General features: G+C 74.1%; 16 protein-coding genes and 1 tRNA gene. 9 read left to right on the top strand and 8 right to left on the bottom strand.

Annotated elements, in window-relative coordinates:
* The first annotated feature begins 186 nt into the window (after window positions 1-186).
* Complete coding sequence (locus SLAV_RS09630) at window positions 187-2,247, top strand: phosphocholine-specific phospholipase C (protein ID WP_030234691.1); 2,061 nt, start codon at window positions 187-189, stop codon at window positions 2,245-2,247.
* Here SLAV_RS09630 and SLAV_RS09625 read toward each other — a convergent pair.
* Window positions 2,234-2,929: a hypothetical protein gene (locus tag SLAV_RS09625; RefSeq protein ID WP_158740763.1), complete on the bottom strand. Its 696-nt coding sequence runs from the start codon at window positions 2,927-2,929 to the stop codon at window positions 2,234-2,236. The two genes, SLAV_RS09630 and SLAV_RS09625, sit on opposite strands and share 14 nt — an antisense overlap.
* Window positions 2,930-3,002: 73 nt before the next feature.
* Between SLAV_RS09625 and SLAV_RS09620 the strand changes: the two genes are divergently transcribed.
* Window positions 3,003-3,758, top strand: coding sequence for an alpha/beta fold hydrolase (locus SLAV_RS09620; RefSeq protein WP_030234687.1), 756 nt, complete (start codon window positions 3,003-3,005; stop codon window positions 3,756-3,758).
* A gap of 24 nt (window positions 3,759-3,782) precedes the next feature.
* Here SLAV_RS09620 and SLAV_RS09615 read toward each other — a convergent pair whose 3' ends face one another.
* The 3 genes from SLAV_RS09615 to SLAV_RS09605 all read right to left on the bottom strand — a co-directional run bounded on the left by SLAV_RS09615 (window position 3,783) and on the right by SLAV_RS09605 (window position 5,560).
* Window positions 3,783-4,523 (bottom strand): DUF6193 family natural product biosynthesis protein, encoded by a 741-nt coding sequence (locus tag SLAV_RS09615; protein ID WP_030234684.1) that lies wholly within the window; start codon window positions 4,521-4,523, stop codon window positions 3,783-3,785.
* 77 nt (window positions 4,524-4,600) lie between these two features.
* A tRNA-His gene (locus SLAV_RS09610) sits at window positions 4,601-4,673 on the bottom strand.
* A gap of 74 nt (window positions 4,674-4,747) precedes the next feature.
* The gene (locus SLAV_RS09605; protein WP_051841189.1) at window positions 4,748-5,560 is read right to left on the bottom strand and encodes a CTP synthase C-terminal region-related (seleno)protein; all 813 of its coding nucleotides are present in this window, start codon (window positions 5,558-5,560) and stop codon (window positions 4,748-4,750) included.
* Between the two features lie 87 nt (window positions 5,561-5,647).
* Here SLAV_RS09605 and SLAV_RS09600 point away from each other — a divergent pair, with 87 nt between their 5' ends.
* Entirely contained in the window at window positions 5,648-6,499 is an 852-nt protein-coding gene (locus SLAV_RS09600; RefSeq protein ID WP_030234680.1) for a LysR family transcriptional regulator, read from the top strand.
* A complete protein-coding gene (locus SLAV_RS09595; RefSeq protein WP_030234677.1) occupies window positions 6,489-7,625 on the top strand; it encodes an aminopeptidase P family protein in 1,137 nt (378 codons plus the stop codon). Before SLAV_RS09600 ends, SLAV_RS09595 begins: the two co-directional genes overlap by 11 nt.
* Window positions 7,626-7,646: 21 nt before the next feature.
* Here SLAV_RS09595 and treZ read toward each other — a convergent pair whose 3' ends face one another.
* On the bottom strand, window positions 7,647-9,398 hold the full coding sequence (treZ, locus tag SLAV_RS09590; RefSeq protein WP_030234673.1) for a malto-oligosyltrehalose trehalohydrolase: 1,752 nt from the start codon (window positions 9,396-9,398) through the stop codon (window positions 7,647-7,649).
* Between the two features lie 111 nt (window positions 9,399-9,509).
* Here treZ and SLAV_RS09585 point away from each other — a divergent pair, with 111 nt between their 5' ends.
* Both SLAV_RS09585 and SLAV_RS09580 read left to right on the top strand, forming a co-directional pair.
* Complete coding sequence (locus SLAV_RS09585) at window positions 9,510-10,073, top strand: FHA domain-containing protein (RefSeq protein WP_030234672.1); 564 nt, start codon at window positions 9,510-9,512, stop codon at window positions 10,071-10,073.
* 68 nt (window positions 10,074-10,141) lie between these two features.
* On the top strand, window positions 10,142-10,603 hold the full coding sequence (locus tag SLAV_RS09580; RefSeq protein WP_030234669.1) for a GNAT family N-acetyltransferase: 462 nt from the start codon (window positions 10,142-10,144) through the stop codon (window positions 10,601-10,603).
* Window positions 10,604-10,663: 60 nt separating this feature from the next.
* On the opposite strand, the gene SLAV_RS09575 is transcribed toward SLAV_RS09580, so the two are convergent.
* The gene (locus tag SLAV_RS09575; protein WP_030234667.1) at window positions 10,664-10,879 is read right to left on the bottom strand and encodes a DUF397 domain-containing protein; all 216 of its coding nucleotides are present in this window, start codon (window positions 10,877-10,879) and stop codon (window positions 10,664-10,666) included.
* Window positions 10,876-11,715 carry a helix-turn-helix domain-containing protein gene (locus tag SLAV_RS09570; RefSeq protein ID WP_100660849.1) on the bottom strand — a complete coding sequence of 280 codons (840 nt, stop codon included), beginning with the start codon at window positions 11,713-11,715 and terminating at the stop codon, window positions 10,876-10,878. The genes SLAV_RS09575 and SLAV_RS09570 overlap by 4 nt, the downstream gene beginning before the upstream one ends.
* Before the next feature lie 104 nt (window positions 11,716-11,819).
* On the opposite strand from SLAV_RS09570, the gene SLAV_RS09565 reads away from it, so the two are divergent.
* Genes SLAV_RS09565 through SLAV_RS43115 form a run of 3 tightly spaced genes read left to right on the top strand, consistent with a single transcriptional unit; the run spans window position 11,820 to window position 12,354 of the window.
* Window positions 11,820-12,008 carry a hypothetical protein gene (locus tag SLAV_RS09565; RefSeq protein WP_030234664.1) on the top strand — a complete coding sequence of 63 codons (189 nt, stop codon included), beginning with the start codon at window positions 11,820-11,822 and terminating at the stop codon, window positions 12,006-12,008.
* Between the two features lie 17 nt (window positions 12,009-12,025).
* Window positions 12,026-12,229, top strand: coding sequence for a DUF7848 domain-containing protein (locus SLAV_RS09560; RefSeq protein WP_158740761.1), 204 nt, complete (start codon window positions 12,026-12,028; stop codon window positions 12,227-12,229).
* Window positions 12,226-12,354, top strand: coding sequence for a hypothetical protein (locus SLAV_RS43115; protein ID WP_256462236.1), 129 nt, complete (start codon window positions 12,226-12,228; stop codon window positions 12,352-12,354). Before SLAV_RS09560 ends, SLAV_RS43115 begins: the two co-directional genes overlap by 4 nt.
* A gap of 54 nt (window positions 12,355-12,408) precedes the next feature.
* Here the strand turns inward: SLAV_RS43115 and SLAV_RS09555 are convergent, their stop codons facing one another.
* Window positions 12,409-13,635, bottom strand: coding sequence for a M14 family zinc carboxypeptidase (locus SLAV_RS09555; protein ID WP_030234658.1), 1,227 nt, complete (start codon window positions 13,633-13,635; stop codon window positions 12,409-12,411).
* Between the last annotated feature and the right edge of the window lie 132 nt (window positions 13,636-13,767).

Genomic DNA, 13,767 nt, shown 5'->3' with positions numbered 1-13,767 from the left:
GTCGAGGAGGTCATTCCACCAGACGAACGCCGCGCACGGCAGCCTTTCCGCACAGCGCTCCGCAGGGCCTTCCGTTCGCCCGCTGTACCGCCCCCCGTCAGCCGGGGATCTCCGTGCGGTACCCCGGGGCCGCTGTCCTTGGGGCGCCCCTCGACTCCCCTCCCTCACCCCCAGAGGTCGTCACCCATGGCTGAACTCAACCGACGCCGGTTCCTCCAGATCGCGGGCGGAACCGCCGCCGCCACGATGCTCAACGAGAGCATCGCGCGGGCCGCCGCCATCCCCGCGCAGGGCACCACCGGAACCATCCAGGACATCGAGCACATCGTCGTGCTGATGCAGGAGAACCGGTCCTTCGACCAGTACTTCGGCTCGATGAAGGGCGTCCGCGGCTTCGGCGACCCGAGGCCCGTCCTCCAGGACAACGGCAAGTCGGTCTTCTACCAGTCCAACGGCACGAAGGACGTCCTCCCCTTCCACCCGCAGGTCAACGATCTGGGCATGCAGTTCGTCGAGGGCCTCAACCACGACTGGGCCGGCGGCCACCAGGCCTACAACAACGGCAAGTACGACAAGTGGGTCCCCGCCAAGACGACCACGACCATGGCGTACATGACACGGAACGACATCCCGTTCCACTACGCCCTCGCCGACGCCTTCACGGTCTGCGACGCCTACCACTGCTCCTTCATCGGAGCCACCGACCCCAACCGCTACTACATGTGGACGGGACACACGGGCAACGACGGCACCGGCGGCGGACCGGTCCTCGGCAACCAGGAAGCGGGCTACGGCTGGAAGACGTACCCCGAGCGCCTGGAGGCCGCCGGGGTCTCCTGGAAGATCTACCAGGACATCGGCGACGGCCTGAACGCCGCCGGTGGCTGGGGCTGGATCAGCGACGCCTTCCGCGGCAACTACGGCGACAACTCGCTCCTCTACTTCAACAGCTACCGCAACGCCCAGCCCGGCAGCGCCCTGTACGAGAAGGCGCGTACGGGCACCAACGCCAAGGCGGGCGAGGGCTACTTCGACAAGCTGCGCGCCGACGTCGTGGGCGGCACCCTGCCGCAGGTCTCCTGGATCGCCGCGCCCGAGGCCTTCAGCGAGCACCCGAACTGGCCCGTCAACTTCGGCGCCTGGTACATCTCCCAGGTCCTGGACGCGCTGACCGCGAACCCGGCGGTGTGGGCGAAGACCGCCTTCTTCATCACCTACGACGAGAACGACGGCTTCTTCGACCACGTCGTGCCGCCGTACCCGCCCGCGTCCTCGGCCTGGGGCCTGTCCACGGCGGACGTCACCCGCGACCTCTACGCCGGGAGCGCCGGCTACGCGGCCGGCCCCTACGGGCTCGGCCCCCGCGTCCCGATGATCGTCGTCTCCCCGTGGAGCAAGGGCGGCTACGTCTGCTCCGAGACCTTCGACCACACCTCGGTGATCCGCTTCATGGAGAAGCGCTTCGGGGTGCAGGAGCCCAACATCTCGCCGTGGCGCCGCGCGGTCTGCGGCGACCTGACCTCGGCGTTCGACTTCAGCCAGGCGGACGCCTCCCCGGCGGCGCTCCCGTCCACGGCCGGCTACCTCCCGCCGGACCACAACGCCCACCCGTCCTACCACCCGGTCCCGCCGGCGACGGGCACCCTGCCGAAGCAGGAGGCCGGCTCCAAGCCGACCCGCGCGCTCGGCTACAGCCCGTACGTGGACGGCAAGGCCACCGTGTCCACCGGCAAGTTCACCCTGACCTTCTCCTCCGGCCCCTCCCTCGGCGCCCACTTCCACAGCACCTCGGGCAACCGTACGGACGGCCCCTGGCCCTACACGGTCGAGGCGGGCAAGACCCTCTCGGACACCTGGAGCACCAGCAGCTCCACCGGCAACAAGATCGACCTCACGGTCTGGGGCCCCAACGGCTTCCTGCGCACCTGGAAGGGCCCCGCGAAGAAGGCCGGCCCCGAGGTCACGGCCCGCCACGTGGACGCCACCGGCAACCTCGCCCTCACCCTGACCAACGGGGGCACCGCGGCGGTCAACCTCACCGTGACCAACGCCTACGGCGGCGCCCCCCAGACCTTCAAGGTCAACCCCGGTGCCACCGTCTCCACCACCGTCGACCTGCGCACGACGGGCCGCTGGTACGACGTCGGCGTCGTCTCCGACACCGACGCCACCTTCCTGCGCCGCTTCGCGGGCCACGTGGAAACGGGCGCCCCGGGCATCTCCGACCCGGCGCTCAAGACCGTCTGACCCGGTCCTCCGGGGTACGCAGCAGCCGCCGCTCCAGCACCGCGAGGTCGCCGGGGCGGTGGCTGCGGGCGTACCGCAGCAGCAGGTCCCGGGCCGTGTCCGCGACGCGGCGGTGCTTGGGGTGCCGGCCGGTGAACCCCTCGCCGGCGAAGAACCGCACGGCCCCCTCCAGCCCCGCCCGGTCCGTCTCCCGCACCGCCCAGGCCAGCTCCGCCGTGGGCGCGCCGGCCAGCAGCCGCTCCGGGCCCCGCTCCGCCAGCAGCCAGGCCGCGTCGCGCGGCTCCTCCCGTACGGCGCCCAGCCAGCCGAACACCACCGCGAGCGGCACGCCTCGCGGCCGCTCCGGGTCCTCCTCGCCCCGGGCCAGCGCACCCGCGTACTCCCGCAGGCCCACGGGCGCCGCCCCGGCCCACCGGTCGCGGTGCCGGGCGGGGATCCCGTCGGGGGACAGCGGGTCGCGCAGCCGGACGGCCTCCTCGGTGAGGTGCGGGTCCTCCCAGGACTCCCCGCACATGCAGGCGAAGGTCCGGTCGGCGACGGCGTGCGGCCGGGTGGCGGTGACCGCCCGGATCTCGTCCGGGTCGAGGATCTCGTACGTACGGGGGTGGTGGGGGTGCCGGGCCCCGTCGGGCCGCGAGAAGTCCCCCATGACCAGCGGCTCCCGGCCGGATGTCGGTGTCACGGTGTGATGGTAGGCCCGCTGGGCAGAACGTACGGCGTCGGTTTCCGTCCACCCCGTCACCGAGGGAGAACGCATGGCCATCGCCCACCGCAGGATCGGCACCGGGCCCCTACGCGTCATCGTGCTGCACGACTGGTTCGGGACCTCCGCGAACTGGGGTTCCGTACTGGACCACCTGGACCCGGAGGGGTTCTCGTACGCCTTCCTCGACTACCGGGGCTACGGCGAGCGCCGGGACGTCGCCGGCCGCTACAGCCTCCCCGAGATCGCCGACGACGTCCTCGAACTCGCCGATCAGCTCGGCTGGGACACCTTCTCCCTGCTCGGCCACTCCATGGGCGGCAAGGCCGTCCAGCAGGTGCTGGTCCGCGCCCCCGAGCGGATCGAGAAGCTGATCGGGCTCGCCCCGGTCCCGGCCTCCCCCTACGCGATGGACGACCAGACCCACGCCCTCTTCCACGGCGCCGCCGAGGATCCCGAGAAGCGCCGGACCATCCTCGACCTGGTCACCGGCAACCGCGCGAGCCGCCACTGGCTGGACCGGATGGTGGCCCACTCCCTCGCGGTCTCCCGCCCCGAGGCCTTCGCGGCGTACCTCGCGAGCTGGCAGCCCGCCGACCTGTCCGCCGCCGTCAAGGGCAACACCGTGCCCGTGCTCGTCCTCGTCGGGGAGTACGACCTCGCCCTCACCGCCGAGGTGATGCGCGCGACCTGGCAGGCCTGGTACCCGAACTGCAGGATCGTCACGATCCCCGGCTCCGGCCACTACCCGCCGCACGAGACCCCGGTGGCCTTCGCCACGGAGGTGGAGGCCTTCCTCCGCGCCTGACCGGCCGGCCGCGGCCGGCCCCGGCTACCGCGGGGCGGCGGTGCCGTCGGGCAGCAGGGACAGGAGCAGCGCGACGGCCCCGGCGGTGCCGGCGGCCTCCCGCACCCGGCCGTCCGGCGTCCGCACCCGGTAGCGGCCGTCCCCGGCCGGCATGGCCATCGGCAGGTCGTGGCGCGGGGGAGGGACGGGGCCGCGGCCGAAGCGGAGCCAGCTCAGGCTCGTGCCCGGGGACAGGGCCCGCAGCCGCGGTTCGGCGAAGGCGGCCTCGACGAGCGCCTGCAGCTCCCCGTCCGGCCCCCACGCGACGCTGTCGCGGAGCCGGGCCCACCGCACGGCGACGGCGTCCTCGCCCCCGCCCCCGTGGTCCTCGCCGCGGGCCACCATGAAGGGCCACCGGGCGGCGAGTTCGTCCACCCGGTCCCCCCGTATCCAGGAGTGCAGTGCCCCGACCGCGTCGGCCGGGTCGGCGGTGCCGCCCCGGAGCGTCCGGGCCGCGTCGTCGGCCCGGCAGCCGATGCGGAAGCTGCGCAGGCGGACGTCCATCGCCACGTTGGCCCGGCGGCCGCCGTCCTCGTCCCGGACCCGCGCCGCCACCAGCTGCCAGGACGGCACCCGGTGGGTCCCGATCACGAGCCCGTACCCCGCCCGGTCCGCCTCCGCCTGCAGCGCCCCGCGCAGGGAGCCCGCGCGGACGACATCGGGATACAGGGGTGCGTAGGGGCGCAGGGGATCGTACGGTGCCGCTCCGGCGGATGCGTGGGACATGGGCCGAGTCTGCCACCGGCGGGGAAACGCCCGTGGGGGCCACGAGGATTTCCTCGTGGCCCCCACGGGACCTACAGGGTGAGTGACGGGACTTGAACCCGCGGCCACCTGGACCACAACCAGGTGCTCTACCAGCTGAGCTACACCCACCACGAAGGGCGGCGTACCGCCCGTTCGTTGTGCATGCACAGCATAGCCGATCGCGGGGGTGCTCCCGCGACGGGTTATCCGGCGGCCCGGGTACCGGCCAGGGTCGCGGCGAGCCGGGCCGTGACGCTGTCCGCGCGCAGGGCCGCGCGGGCCACCGCGGCCTCGGCCAGCGCCCGGATCACCGGGTGCGGCCTGCTGCCGTCCCCGGCGAGCTCCGGCTGGAAGAGGGTGGCGAGGAAGAAGGGGTGCCCGGGCAGCTCCACGATCCGCACCTGCCCGTCCTCGTCGTGCCCGGTCAGCCGCAGCCCGTGTCCGGTCAGCGCCGGCAGGTGCCGGGGGGCCGGGCCGTAGTTGCAGTGGTAGCGCTCCATCGACCGTTCGGCGCCCAGCGCGGACTCGGCGAGCGAGCCCGGCTCCGCCAGGACCAGCCCCTCGTGCCCCACCAGTGAGCAGGCCAGCGGCGCGATCAGCAGGTCCGCCGCCCCGGGGTCGTTCTCGGCGTGCGCGACGTCCCGCAGCCCGCAGACGTCACGCGCGTACTCCAGCAGGGCGTGCTGGAAGCCGCCGCAGGTGCCGAGGAAGGGGATGCCCTCCTCCCGGGCCACCCGGATCGCGGCCAGCGCCCCGGCCTCGCTGGCGTACGGACTGCCCGGCAGCACCCACACGGCGTCGAAGCGGGCCAGCGTCCCGGCGGCCGCCTCGGCCTCCGCCTCCGCGGTCGGGATCCAGCAGGCGTCGAGGACGAGCCCGTCGCGCGCCTCCAGCGCCTGGAGCAGGAGCGGGATCCGGGTGTGGGACTTCACGTGCGGGGAGCGGTCGCCGACGAGGGCGATCCGCGCGACAGGGGGGACGGGGGAGACGGCTGCGGGGGCGGTGGTGGTGGTCATGTGGATCATCCTGCGGTCGGACCCCACTTCAGCGCCAACGATTGTTCCTGCACCTTCGATAAGCAACGCTGATGACATCCTGGGAGCATGGATCCGCACCTGCTCCGCACCTTCGTCGCCGTGGCCCGCCTCTCCTCCTTCTCCGCCGCGGCCCGCGAACTCGGCTACACCCAGTCCGCCGTCTCGCAGCACATCGCCGCCCTGGAGGCCGACCTGCGGACCGAGCTGCTCACCCGCCGCCCCGTCGCCCCCACCCCCGCCGGAGCACGCCTGCTGGAACACGCCGGGCCGCTGCTGCTCAGGCTGGACGCCGCCCGCGCCGATGTCCTGCGGCTGGCCGCCGCACCGCCCGGGCGGATCACACTCGCCGCCTCCCCGCTCGCCGTCGGCCCCCGGCTGCTCGCCGCCCTGCCCGCCACCGGCGTCACCCTGCGGGTCATGCCCCCCGACGCGGTCCCCGCCGCCGTCGCCGCCGGGGACTGCGACCTCGGCCTCGTCGACGGCCCGGCCGCCCCCAGCGATCCGCTCCGGCTGCCCGACGTGGCCCCGCTGCGGGTGACGGGGGTCGGCGAGGAGGAGCTGGCCGTGCTGCTCCCCGCCGGGCACCCCTTCGCCGGCCGCGGCGCCGTCCGCCTCGACGACCTCGCCGACGCCCGCTGGCTCGACGCCCCCGACGTGGGCCTGCCGCTCACCGCCGCCCGGCGCGCCCTGCGCTACGAGGGCACCGACCTGCGCGCCCTGTGCGCCCTGGCAGCGGCCGGACACGGCCTCGTCCTGCTGCCCCGCCGCGTCGCCGAAGCGGCCGGCGCGGGGGTCTGCGTACCGCTCGCCGCCCCGCGCCTGGTGCACCGTACGGAACTGCTCGCGCCCGCCACTTTGTCCGGCGCGGCCGCTGCGCTCGCCGCCCGCCTCGCGGCAGGATCCCCGTATGACTCCTGACCCGGTCCACGCCGACACCGCCCCCTTCACCACCGCCGACTACGCCGCCCGGATGGCCGCCGCCGCGCGGAGCGCCGCCGACGCCGGACTGGCCGGGCTGCTCATCGCCCCCGGGCCGGACCTCACCCACCTGACCGGATACCGCCCCGTCGACACCGAGCGGCTCACCCTGCTCGTCCTCGCCGCCGGCCAGGACCCCGTCCTCGTCGTCCCCGCCCTGGAGGCCCCCGACGCGGCCAAGGCACCCGGCGCGGGCGCCCTGACCCTGCGCGACTGGACCGACGGCAAGAACCCGTACGGGATCACCGCACCCCTGCTCGACGTCACCGGCCGCTTCGGCGTCAGCGACAACACCTGGGCCCTGCACCTCCTCGGCCTCCAGGGGGAGCTGCCCACCACCTCCTACACCCCCCTCACCGACGCCCTGCCGATGCTGCGCGCCGTCAAGGACGAACGGGAACTGGCCCGCCTCGCCGCCGCCGGAGAAGCCGCCGACGCCGCCTACGCCCAGATCCTGCACGTCCCCTTCGCGGGCCGCCGCGAGAGCGACGTCGCCGCCGACCTGGCCGACCTGCTGCGCGTCCACGGCCACTCCCAGGTGGACTTCACCGTCGTCGGCTCCGGCCCCAACGGCGCCAACCCCCACCACGAGGCGGGCGAACGCGTCATCGAGCGCGGCGACATGGTCGTCCTCGACTTCGGCGGCCTCAAGCACGGCTACGGCTCCGACATCTCCCGCACCGTCCACGTCGGCGAGCCCACCCCGGAGGAACAGCGCGTCCACGACATCGTCCGGGAGGCCCAGCAGGCCGGGTTCGCCGCGGTCCGCCCCGGAGCGGCCTGCCAGGACGTGGACCGGGCCGCCCGCGCGGTGATCACCGAGTTCGGCTACGGCGAGCGGTTCATCCACCGCACCGGCCACGGCATCGGCGTCACCACCCACGAACCCCCGTACATGATCGAGGGGGAGGAACAGCCCCTCCTGCCCGGCATGTGCTTCTCCGTGGAGCCGGGCATCTACCTGCCCGGCCGGTTCGGCGTCCGCATCGAGGACATCGTGACCGTCACCGAGGACGGCGGGCGCCGCCTGAACAACGCCCCGCGCGAGATGGCGATCGTCGACTAGCCGCCACGACCGCCCCGACCCCTACGGCCCCAGCACCACCGCCGACTCGCCCGGCAGGTGGATCCGCCCGTCCGGCCCCGGGTGCTCCAGCGGCTCCCAGGCGGCCAGCACCCGCACCCCGTTGCGGCCCAGCGCGATCGTCACCGGCTCCGGCGACATGTTCACCGCCACCCGGACGTCGCCCCGCCGGAAGGTCACCCAGCGGCGTTCCTCGTCGTAGGCGACCCGGACCGCGGCCAGGTCCGGGTCGCGCAGGTCCGGCTGCGTCCGGCGCAGCGCGACCAGGGTCCGGTACCAGTCCAGCAGCCGGGCGTGCGCCGCCTCCCCGTGCTCCGACCAGTCCAGGCAGGACCGCTCCCGGGTCGCCGGGTCCTGCGGGTCCGGGACCTCCTCCGCCTTCCAGCCGTGCGCCGCGAACTCCCGTCGCCGGCCCGTGCGCACCGCCTCCGCGAGCTCCGGGTCCGGGTGGTCGGTGAAGTACTGCCAGGGCGTCCGGGCCCCCCACTCCTCGCCCATGAACAGCATCGGCACGAACGGCCCGGTCAGTACGAGCGTCGCCGCGCAGGCCAGCAGCCCGGGGGAGAGGGAGGCGCCGAGCCGGTCGCCCAGCGCCCGGTTGCCGATCTGGTCGTGGGTCTGCGCGTACCCGAGGAACCGGTGCGCGGGCGTGCGCCGCCGGTCGACCGGCCGGCCGTGGGTACGGCCCCGGAAGGAGGACCAGGTGCCGTCGTGGAAGAACGCCCGGGTCAGCGTCTTGGCGAGGGCCCCGAGCGGCGCCTCGGCGAAGTCCGCGTAGTACGCCTGCGATTCACCGGTCAGCGAGCAGTGCAACGCGTGGTGGAAGTCGTCGTTCCACTGGGCGTGCAGGCCCAGCCCGCCCGCCGTACGGGGCGTGGTCAGCCGGGGGTCGCACTGGTCGGACTCCGCGATCAGGAACAGCGGCCGGGCCGTCTCCACCGCCAGCTCGTCCACCGCCGCGGCCAGCTCCTCCAGGAACGTCAGCGCCCGCCCGTCGGCCAGCGCGTGCACCGCGTCCAGCCGCAGCCCGTCGATCCGGTAGTCCCGCAGCCACGCCAGCGCACTGCCGGTCAGGTACGCGCGGACCTCGTCGGAGCCCGGCGCGTCGAGGTTCACCGCCGCGCCCCAGGGGGTGTGGTGGGTGTCGGTGAAGTACGGGCCGAAGGACGGGAGATGGTTCCCGGAGGGGCCCAGGTGGTTGTGGACCACGTCCAGCACCACCCCCAGCCCCGCCGCGTGCGCCGCCGCCACGAACCGGGCCAGGCCCGCCGGGCCCCCGTACGGCTCGTGCACCGCCCACGGCGCGACCCCGTCGTACCCCCAGCCGTGCCGCCCCGGGAAGGGGCAGACCGGCATCAGCTCCACGTGCGTGACCCCGAGCGAGGAGAGGTGCCCGAGCCGGGCGGCGGCCGCGTCGAAGGTGCCCTCGGGGGTGAACGTGCCGATGTGCAGCTCGTACAGGACCGCGTCCTGCAACGGGGTGCGCGGGGCGGGGCCCTCCGGGGTGAGCGGCCCGAAGTCGACCACCGCCGAGAGGCCGTCGGGGCCGTCCGGCAGCCGCCGCCCGCGCGGGTCCGGGCGGACCACCGGGTCGTCGCCCAGCCGGAACCCGTACCGGTCGCCGTCGGCCGCCGGGGCCTCTACGGTCCACCAGCCCGCGCGGTCCGGACCCGGATCGGGTGTCATCTCGTGGTCTGCGTCGTTCAGTCGCATGGCGACCCGACCTGTCAGCGGTGCCCACACCTCGAACTGCACGGACGGTCCCCTCGTCTCCGGCGGTGTCCAGCATGCGTAATCGTGCCCATCATTCCGGGCCCGCCGGGGGAGTTCTGGACACTCCGCACCCGACGGGCCGACAATCACCCTGTGACGTCGAGTTTCGAGTTCCCCGCCTTCCCCGCCCCACGCCTGTCCGACAAGGAGCGGGACCTGGCGCTGGGCCAGCTCAGGGAGGGCGCGGCCCTCGGGAAGCTGTCGCACGACACCTTCCTGCGCCGCATGGAACTCGCCCTCGTCGCCCGGCGCGCCGAGGACCTCGCCGTCCTCACCGCCGACCTGCACACCCGCCAGGGCGCCGAAGCCGCCTGGACCAGTCGGCTGTTCGGCTGGGTCGGCCGGGCCTCGGCCGTGTCCGCCGGAGTACGGCGCGCCTGGCAGGCGGAACGGCTGCCCCGGCTGCTGTTCCCGCACCCGGGCGCGGGGGCTCTGCGGATCGGCCGCGACCCCGGCAACGGTCTGCGGCTCAGCCATGAGACGGTCTCGCGCGCGCATGCCGAGCTGAGCCTGCGCGACGGGGTCTGGATCCTCAAGGACCTCGGCTCCACCAACGGCACCACCGTCAACGGCCGCCGCGTCACGGGCTCGGCCGTGGTCCGCGACGGCGACCAGATCGGCTTCGGACGGATGACGTTTCGGCTCTCGTCGGAGTGAGCGGCCGGCCGGTGGGCCCCGGGACCCGGGGTGGCCCCGGCCACGGGGCAGGCCTGAGGATGGCGCCCATGAATCCCACGCCCACCGTGCGTCCCGCCCGCCCCGCTGACCTGCCGCGCCTCGTCGAACTCATCCACGAGCACGTCGCGTATGAGCGGTCCGCGCCGCGCCCGCCCGGCCTCGCCGACCGCCTCGGCCCCCGGCTCTTCGCGCAGGACCCCCGGCTGTGGGTGCTGCTGGCCGAGACCCCGGACGGGCAGGTCGCCGGATACGCCGCCTGCTCGGAGGAGTTCGCCTTCTGGGACGCCCGCTCCTACCTCCACATGGACTGCCTCTACCTCGCCGAGGACGCCCGGGGCCACGGCCTCGGCGCCGCCCTGATGGCAGCGGTGGCGGACCTCGCCCGCGAACGGGGCCTCGGCCACGTCGAATGGCAGACCCCCGACTGGAACGAAGGGGCGATCAGGTTCTACGACCGCCTCGGCGCGGCCTCCCACCCCAAGCGCCGCTACGCCTGGCCGGCGGGCTGACGCCCCCGGGCACGGACCGGCCCCGGCACTCCCGTCGGGGAGCGGCGGGGCCGGGGACGGTCAGACCGTCCCGTGGGCTCCGGCCTTGACGCCGGCCACGAACGTGGCGAACGCTCCGGAGGTCACGTTCAGCACGGGGCCGCCGGGGGTCTTGGAGTCGCGGACGGGGACGACACCGAGCGTGATGGCGAGGTCGCCGCGAACCTCGACGCAGTTGCCGCCGTTGTTGCTGTACGAGGACTTGAACCAGCGGGTGGAATCGGACGAGGTGGTCACGGGGTGCCCTTTCGTAACTCGCGAATCATGGCCACAGATGCCGCCTGCGACAGCGCCTCAGCCTGTAGTTGATGGTAGGCCGTCAGCATGGGCAACACCGATGCCGTTTCCCGGTCCAGGTGTCCCTGCGCCTGAGACTCGGCGTACGCGACGACGGACCGGTCGGGGAGCGTCAGCAGGTTGACCGGGAGGTCGAACGTGCGACGCTCGCCAATGTCGTACGGCGCCACCTGGAGCATGGTGGCGGGGTGCGCGGCGAACGCAACGAGCCGCTCCAGCTGCGCGTCCATGACCTCGGACCCGCCGACGGGCCGACGGATGCAGCTCTCGTCCATCACGACGAACACCATGGGTGGACGGGCCCGTTCCAGTGCCGCCTGTCGCTGTGCCAGGAAGGAGACCCGCTCGGCGGCCTGCTCGGGCGTGATGGCTCCTCGTTGCACGGCGCTGTCCGCCAGGACCCGCGCGTACTCCGATGTCTGCAACAGACTCGGGACGATGCCGATTTCGAACAGCCGCAGCTCGACCGCCCGCCCCTCGTGGACCACGTACTCCGGAAAGCCCTCCAGCAGGCTTCCGTGCCGGATGTTGCGCCACTCGCGCTCGAAGGAATCAGTGCTCCCGGCGGTCCCGAAGACGACGTCAGCCTTGCGTGAGAACGGAAGGGTTGGCGGTTTGCGGGCAGTTTCGACCGCCGAGATGTGCTGACTTGAGCAACCCATCCGTGTGGCCAGGTCCTCCTGGTTCCACCCGCGGGCTTCCCTCGACCTGCGTACTTGTGCTCCGTAGGCGGCTGCAGGGCTGCTCTCGGGGCGGAGCTCCTTGCGGTTGACCATGGCTAGCTCAACTCTTCCTTCTCTGGTGATTACTTGAAGGGTTCCTCGACCCTAGGCCACCCTGATGCTCCTTGGTAGTGGAACGACTACGGAGAGGAGCGGCGGTGTACGGCGCGAACACACGTCCACACCCGCAGGACCCGCTGGAGCCGGTTCCGACCCCCGGGTGCGGGGTCTGTGAAGCGCTGGCGGAGACCAGGAGGCTCGCCTGGGCGGTCGGGAACCTGTCCGCCGTCTCGGTGCAGAACGCCGAGCTGGCGAACCACCCGCACACGTCCGGGGCGACGCGGTGAGGGCGGTGTTCCGGTACATGAGCTACGTCATGCGGCGCCACCCCTCGGCGGAGACGACGGCCACCGCGCGGTGCCTGCACCCCGACTGCCGGTGGGGCTCGGCGCCGACCGGCTCCGCGGACGCGTGCACGGACATGTGCATCGCGCACACGGGCCGCACCGGGCACATCACGTTCGTGAGGGAGTTCTCGGAGGTCGCCGTCGTGGAGCGGGTCCGGTGAGCGACGACGGCGGGTACCGGGACCGGGTGCGCGGGGGCAGGTGGGCGGCGGTGGCCGTGACCCTTGGGGCGGTCGCGTGGATCGCCTGTGTGGCGGTCGTCGTCGCCCGGGGGTGGGGCGCCTGACCGCCGACCGGCCCCGCTCGTGACGGGCGGGGCCGGTCGCGCCCCCGGCCCGGCCTAGAGCCGCTCGTACGTGGCGAGGACCGTCCGGGCCTGGTGCTCCACCTGCGTGGCCACCGGGACCCAGCGGGCCTGGAAGCGGGCCGCGAACTCCTCGCACCACCCCGTCACCAGCCGGTCCAGGCCAGGCGCCGCCGGATGACCCTGGGTCCGCAGCACCCGCAGCAGCATCGCGGCGGCGCGCAGCGACAGCCGGCGTCCGAAGGCGTCGATGCTGCCGACCGCCGCCGCCGTGGCCTCGGCAGGAGCCCCGGCCCCCGTCCACTCGGCCGTGATGCGGGGGATCAGCCCGAGCGTCCAGTCCACGGCGCGCAGCAGCGCGGCGGACCCGGGGTCGGCGCCCCGGGCGCCGGAGCGCAGGCCGGCCACCCGCCCGGAGTCCTCGGCGAGCCGGCCCGCCAGCATCCGCAGGGCGCCCCTCGGGTCCGGGTGCGGGGCGGGGTCGTCCACCAGGTCCGAGGCCCACATGGGGACTTCGACGATCGCCGTCGTGCCCGCGTGGCACCAGGTGCTCAGCCGGGTGTCCTCCGGATGGAACGCCCCCGCGGGCCCGGTCCCCGTCTCCGGCATCACGAAGATCCCGGGACCGGGGGAGATCCAGCCGGCCGCGTCGGAGGCCCCCGTCTCCACCGGGATCCGCAGCTCGGCGGCCGACTTCGCGAAGGGCTCGGCGAGGCCGGGGACGTCGCGGGTGAGCTGTACCCAGGATCCGCCGAGGTCCGTGCCGTGCAGGGAGACCTGGAGGGCGGGGCGCAGTTCGTCGAGGAGGGCCGTCAGTGCGCGGGTCTCGGGCGGGAGCCGGTCCGGGGTGAGTAAGGACGGCGCCCACTCGGGCTGTTCGGGACCGGGAGGCCGGAAGAAGTTGCGGTGGTAGTCCAGCAGCGAGCGGGGGCGCGGGGTGCGGTGCAGGTCGGCGCCGTCCGGATCGGCGCAGAGCAGGAAGTGCCAGTCGGCCCCGCCGCCGCCGTCCCGGATCACCCGCCGCGCGAGCTCCAGGGCGGTGGCCCCGCCGACGGGTTCGTTGGCATGGGCCCCGGCGACGACGAGCACCGGGCGCGTGCCGCCGCCCCGCCCGCTGACGGAGAGCAGCCACAGCGGCCGTCCGGCCCGGGACGCACCGGCCTGCCGGAGCCCGGCCCGGCCGGGGTGTTCGTCCACCAGCGCCCGGGCGGCCAGGGCGAGTTCCTGCGGGGTGGGGTAGCGCATGTCACGGAGGAGGGTCACAAGGGATGCCATGCCCGCCCCGCACGCCCCCTACTGCTCCCGCCGGTCCGAATCTCCACCAAAAGCCCTGGCCAAAGCCTTGCGGAGGGGGCCGGCGGCCGGATCGACCTCCGCCCGTCTGCCAGTCCTCCT

Source organism: Streptomyces lavendulae subsp. lavendulae, assembly GCF_002803845.1.
GTDB lineage: Bacteria > Actinomycetota > Actinomycetes > Streptomycetales > Streptomycetaceae > Streptomyces > Streptomyces lavendulae.
This window is presented reverse-complemented; position numbering and strand designations above follow the sequence as displayed.

Bases quoted from the DNA above. Each gene is read 5' to 3' on its own strand.
- SLAV_RS09630 (WP_030234691.1), top strand. From the start codon at position 187: ATGGCTGAACTCAACCGACGCCGGTTCCTCCAGATCGCGGGCGGAACC.
- SLAV_RS09620 (WP_030234687.1), top strand. From the start codon at position 3,003: ATGGCCATCGCCCACCGCAGGATCGGCACCGGGCCCCTACGCGTCATC.
- SLAV_RS09615 (WP_030234684.1), bottom strand. From the start codon at position 4,523: ATGTCCCACGCATCCGCCGGAGCGGCACCGTACGATCCCCTGCGCCCC.
- SLAV_RS09605 (WP_051841189.1), bottom strand. From the start codon at position 5,560: ATGACCACCACCACCGCCCCCGCAGCCGTCTCCCCCGTCCCCCCTGTC.
- SLAV_RS09600 (WP_030234680.1), top strand. From the start codon at position 5,648: ATGGATCCGCACCTGCTCCGCACCTTCGTCGCCGTGGCCCGCCTCTCC.
- SLAV_RS09595 (WP_030234677.1), top strand. From the start codon at position 6,489: ATGACTCCTGACCCGGTCCACGCCGACACCGCCCCCTTCACCACCGCC.
- SLAV_RS09580 (WP_030234669.1), top strand. From the start codon at position 10,142: ATGAATCCCACGCCCACCGTGCGTCCCGCCCGCCCCGCTGACCTGCCG.
- SLAV_RS09570 (WP_100660849.1), bottom strand. From the start codon at position 11,715: ATGGTCAACCGCAAGGAGCTCCGCCCCGAGAGCAGCCCTGCAGCCGCC.
- SLAV_RS09560 (WP_158740761.1), top strand. From the start codon at position 12,026: ATGAGCTACGTCATGCGGCGCCACCCCTCGGCGGAGACGACGGCCACC.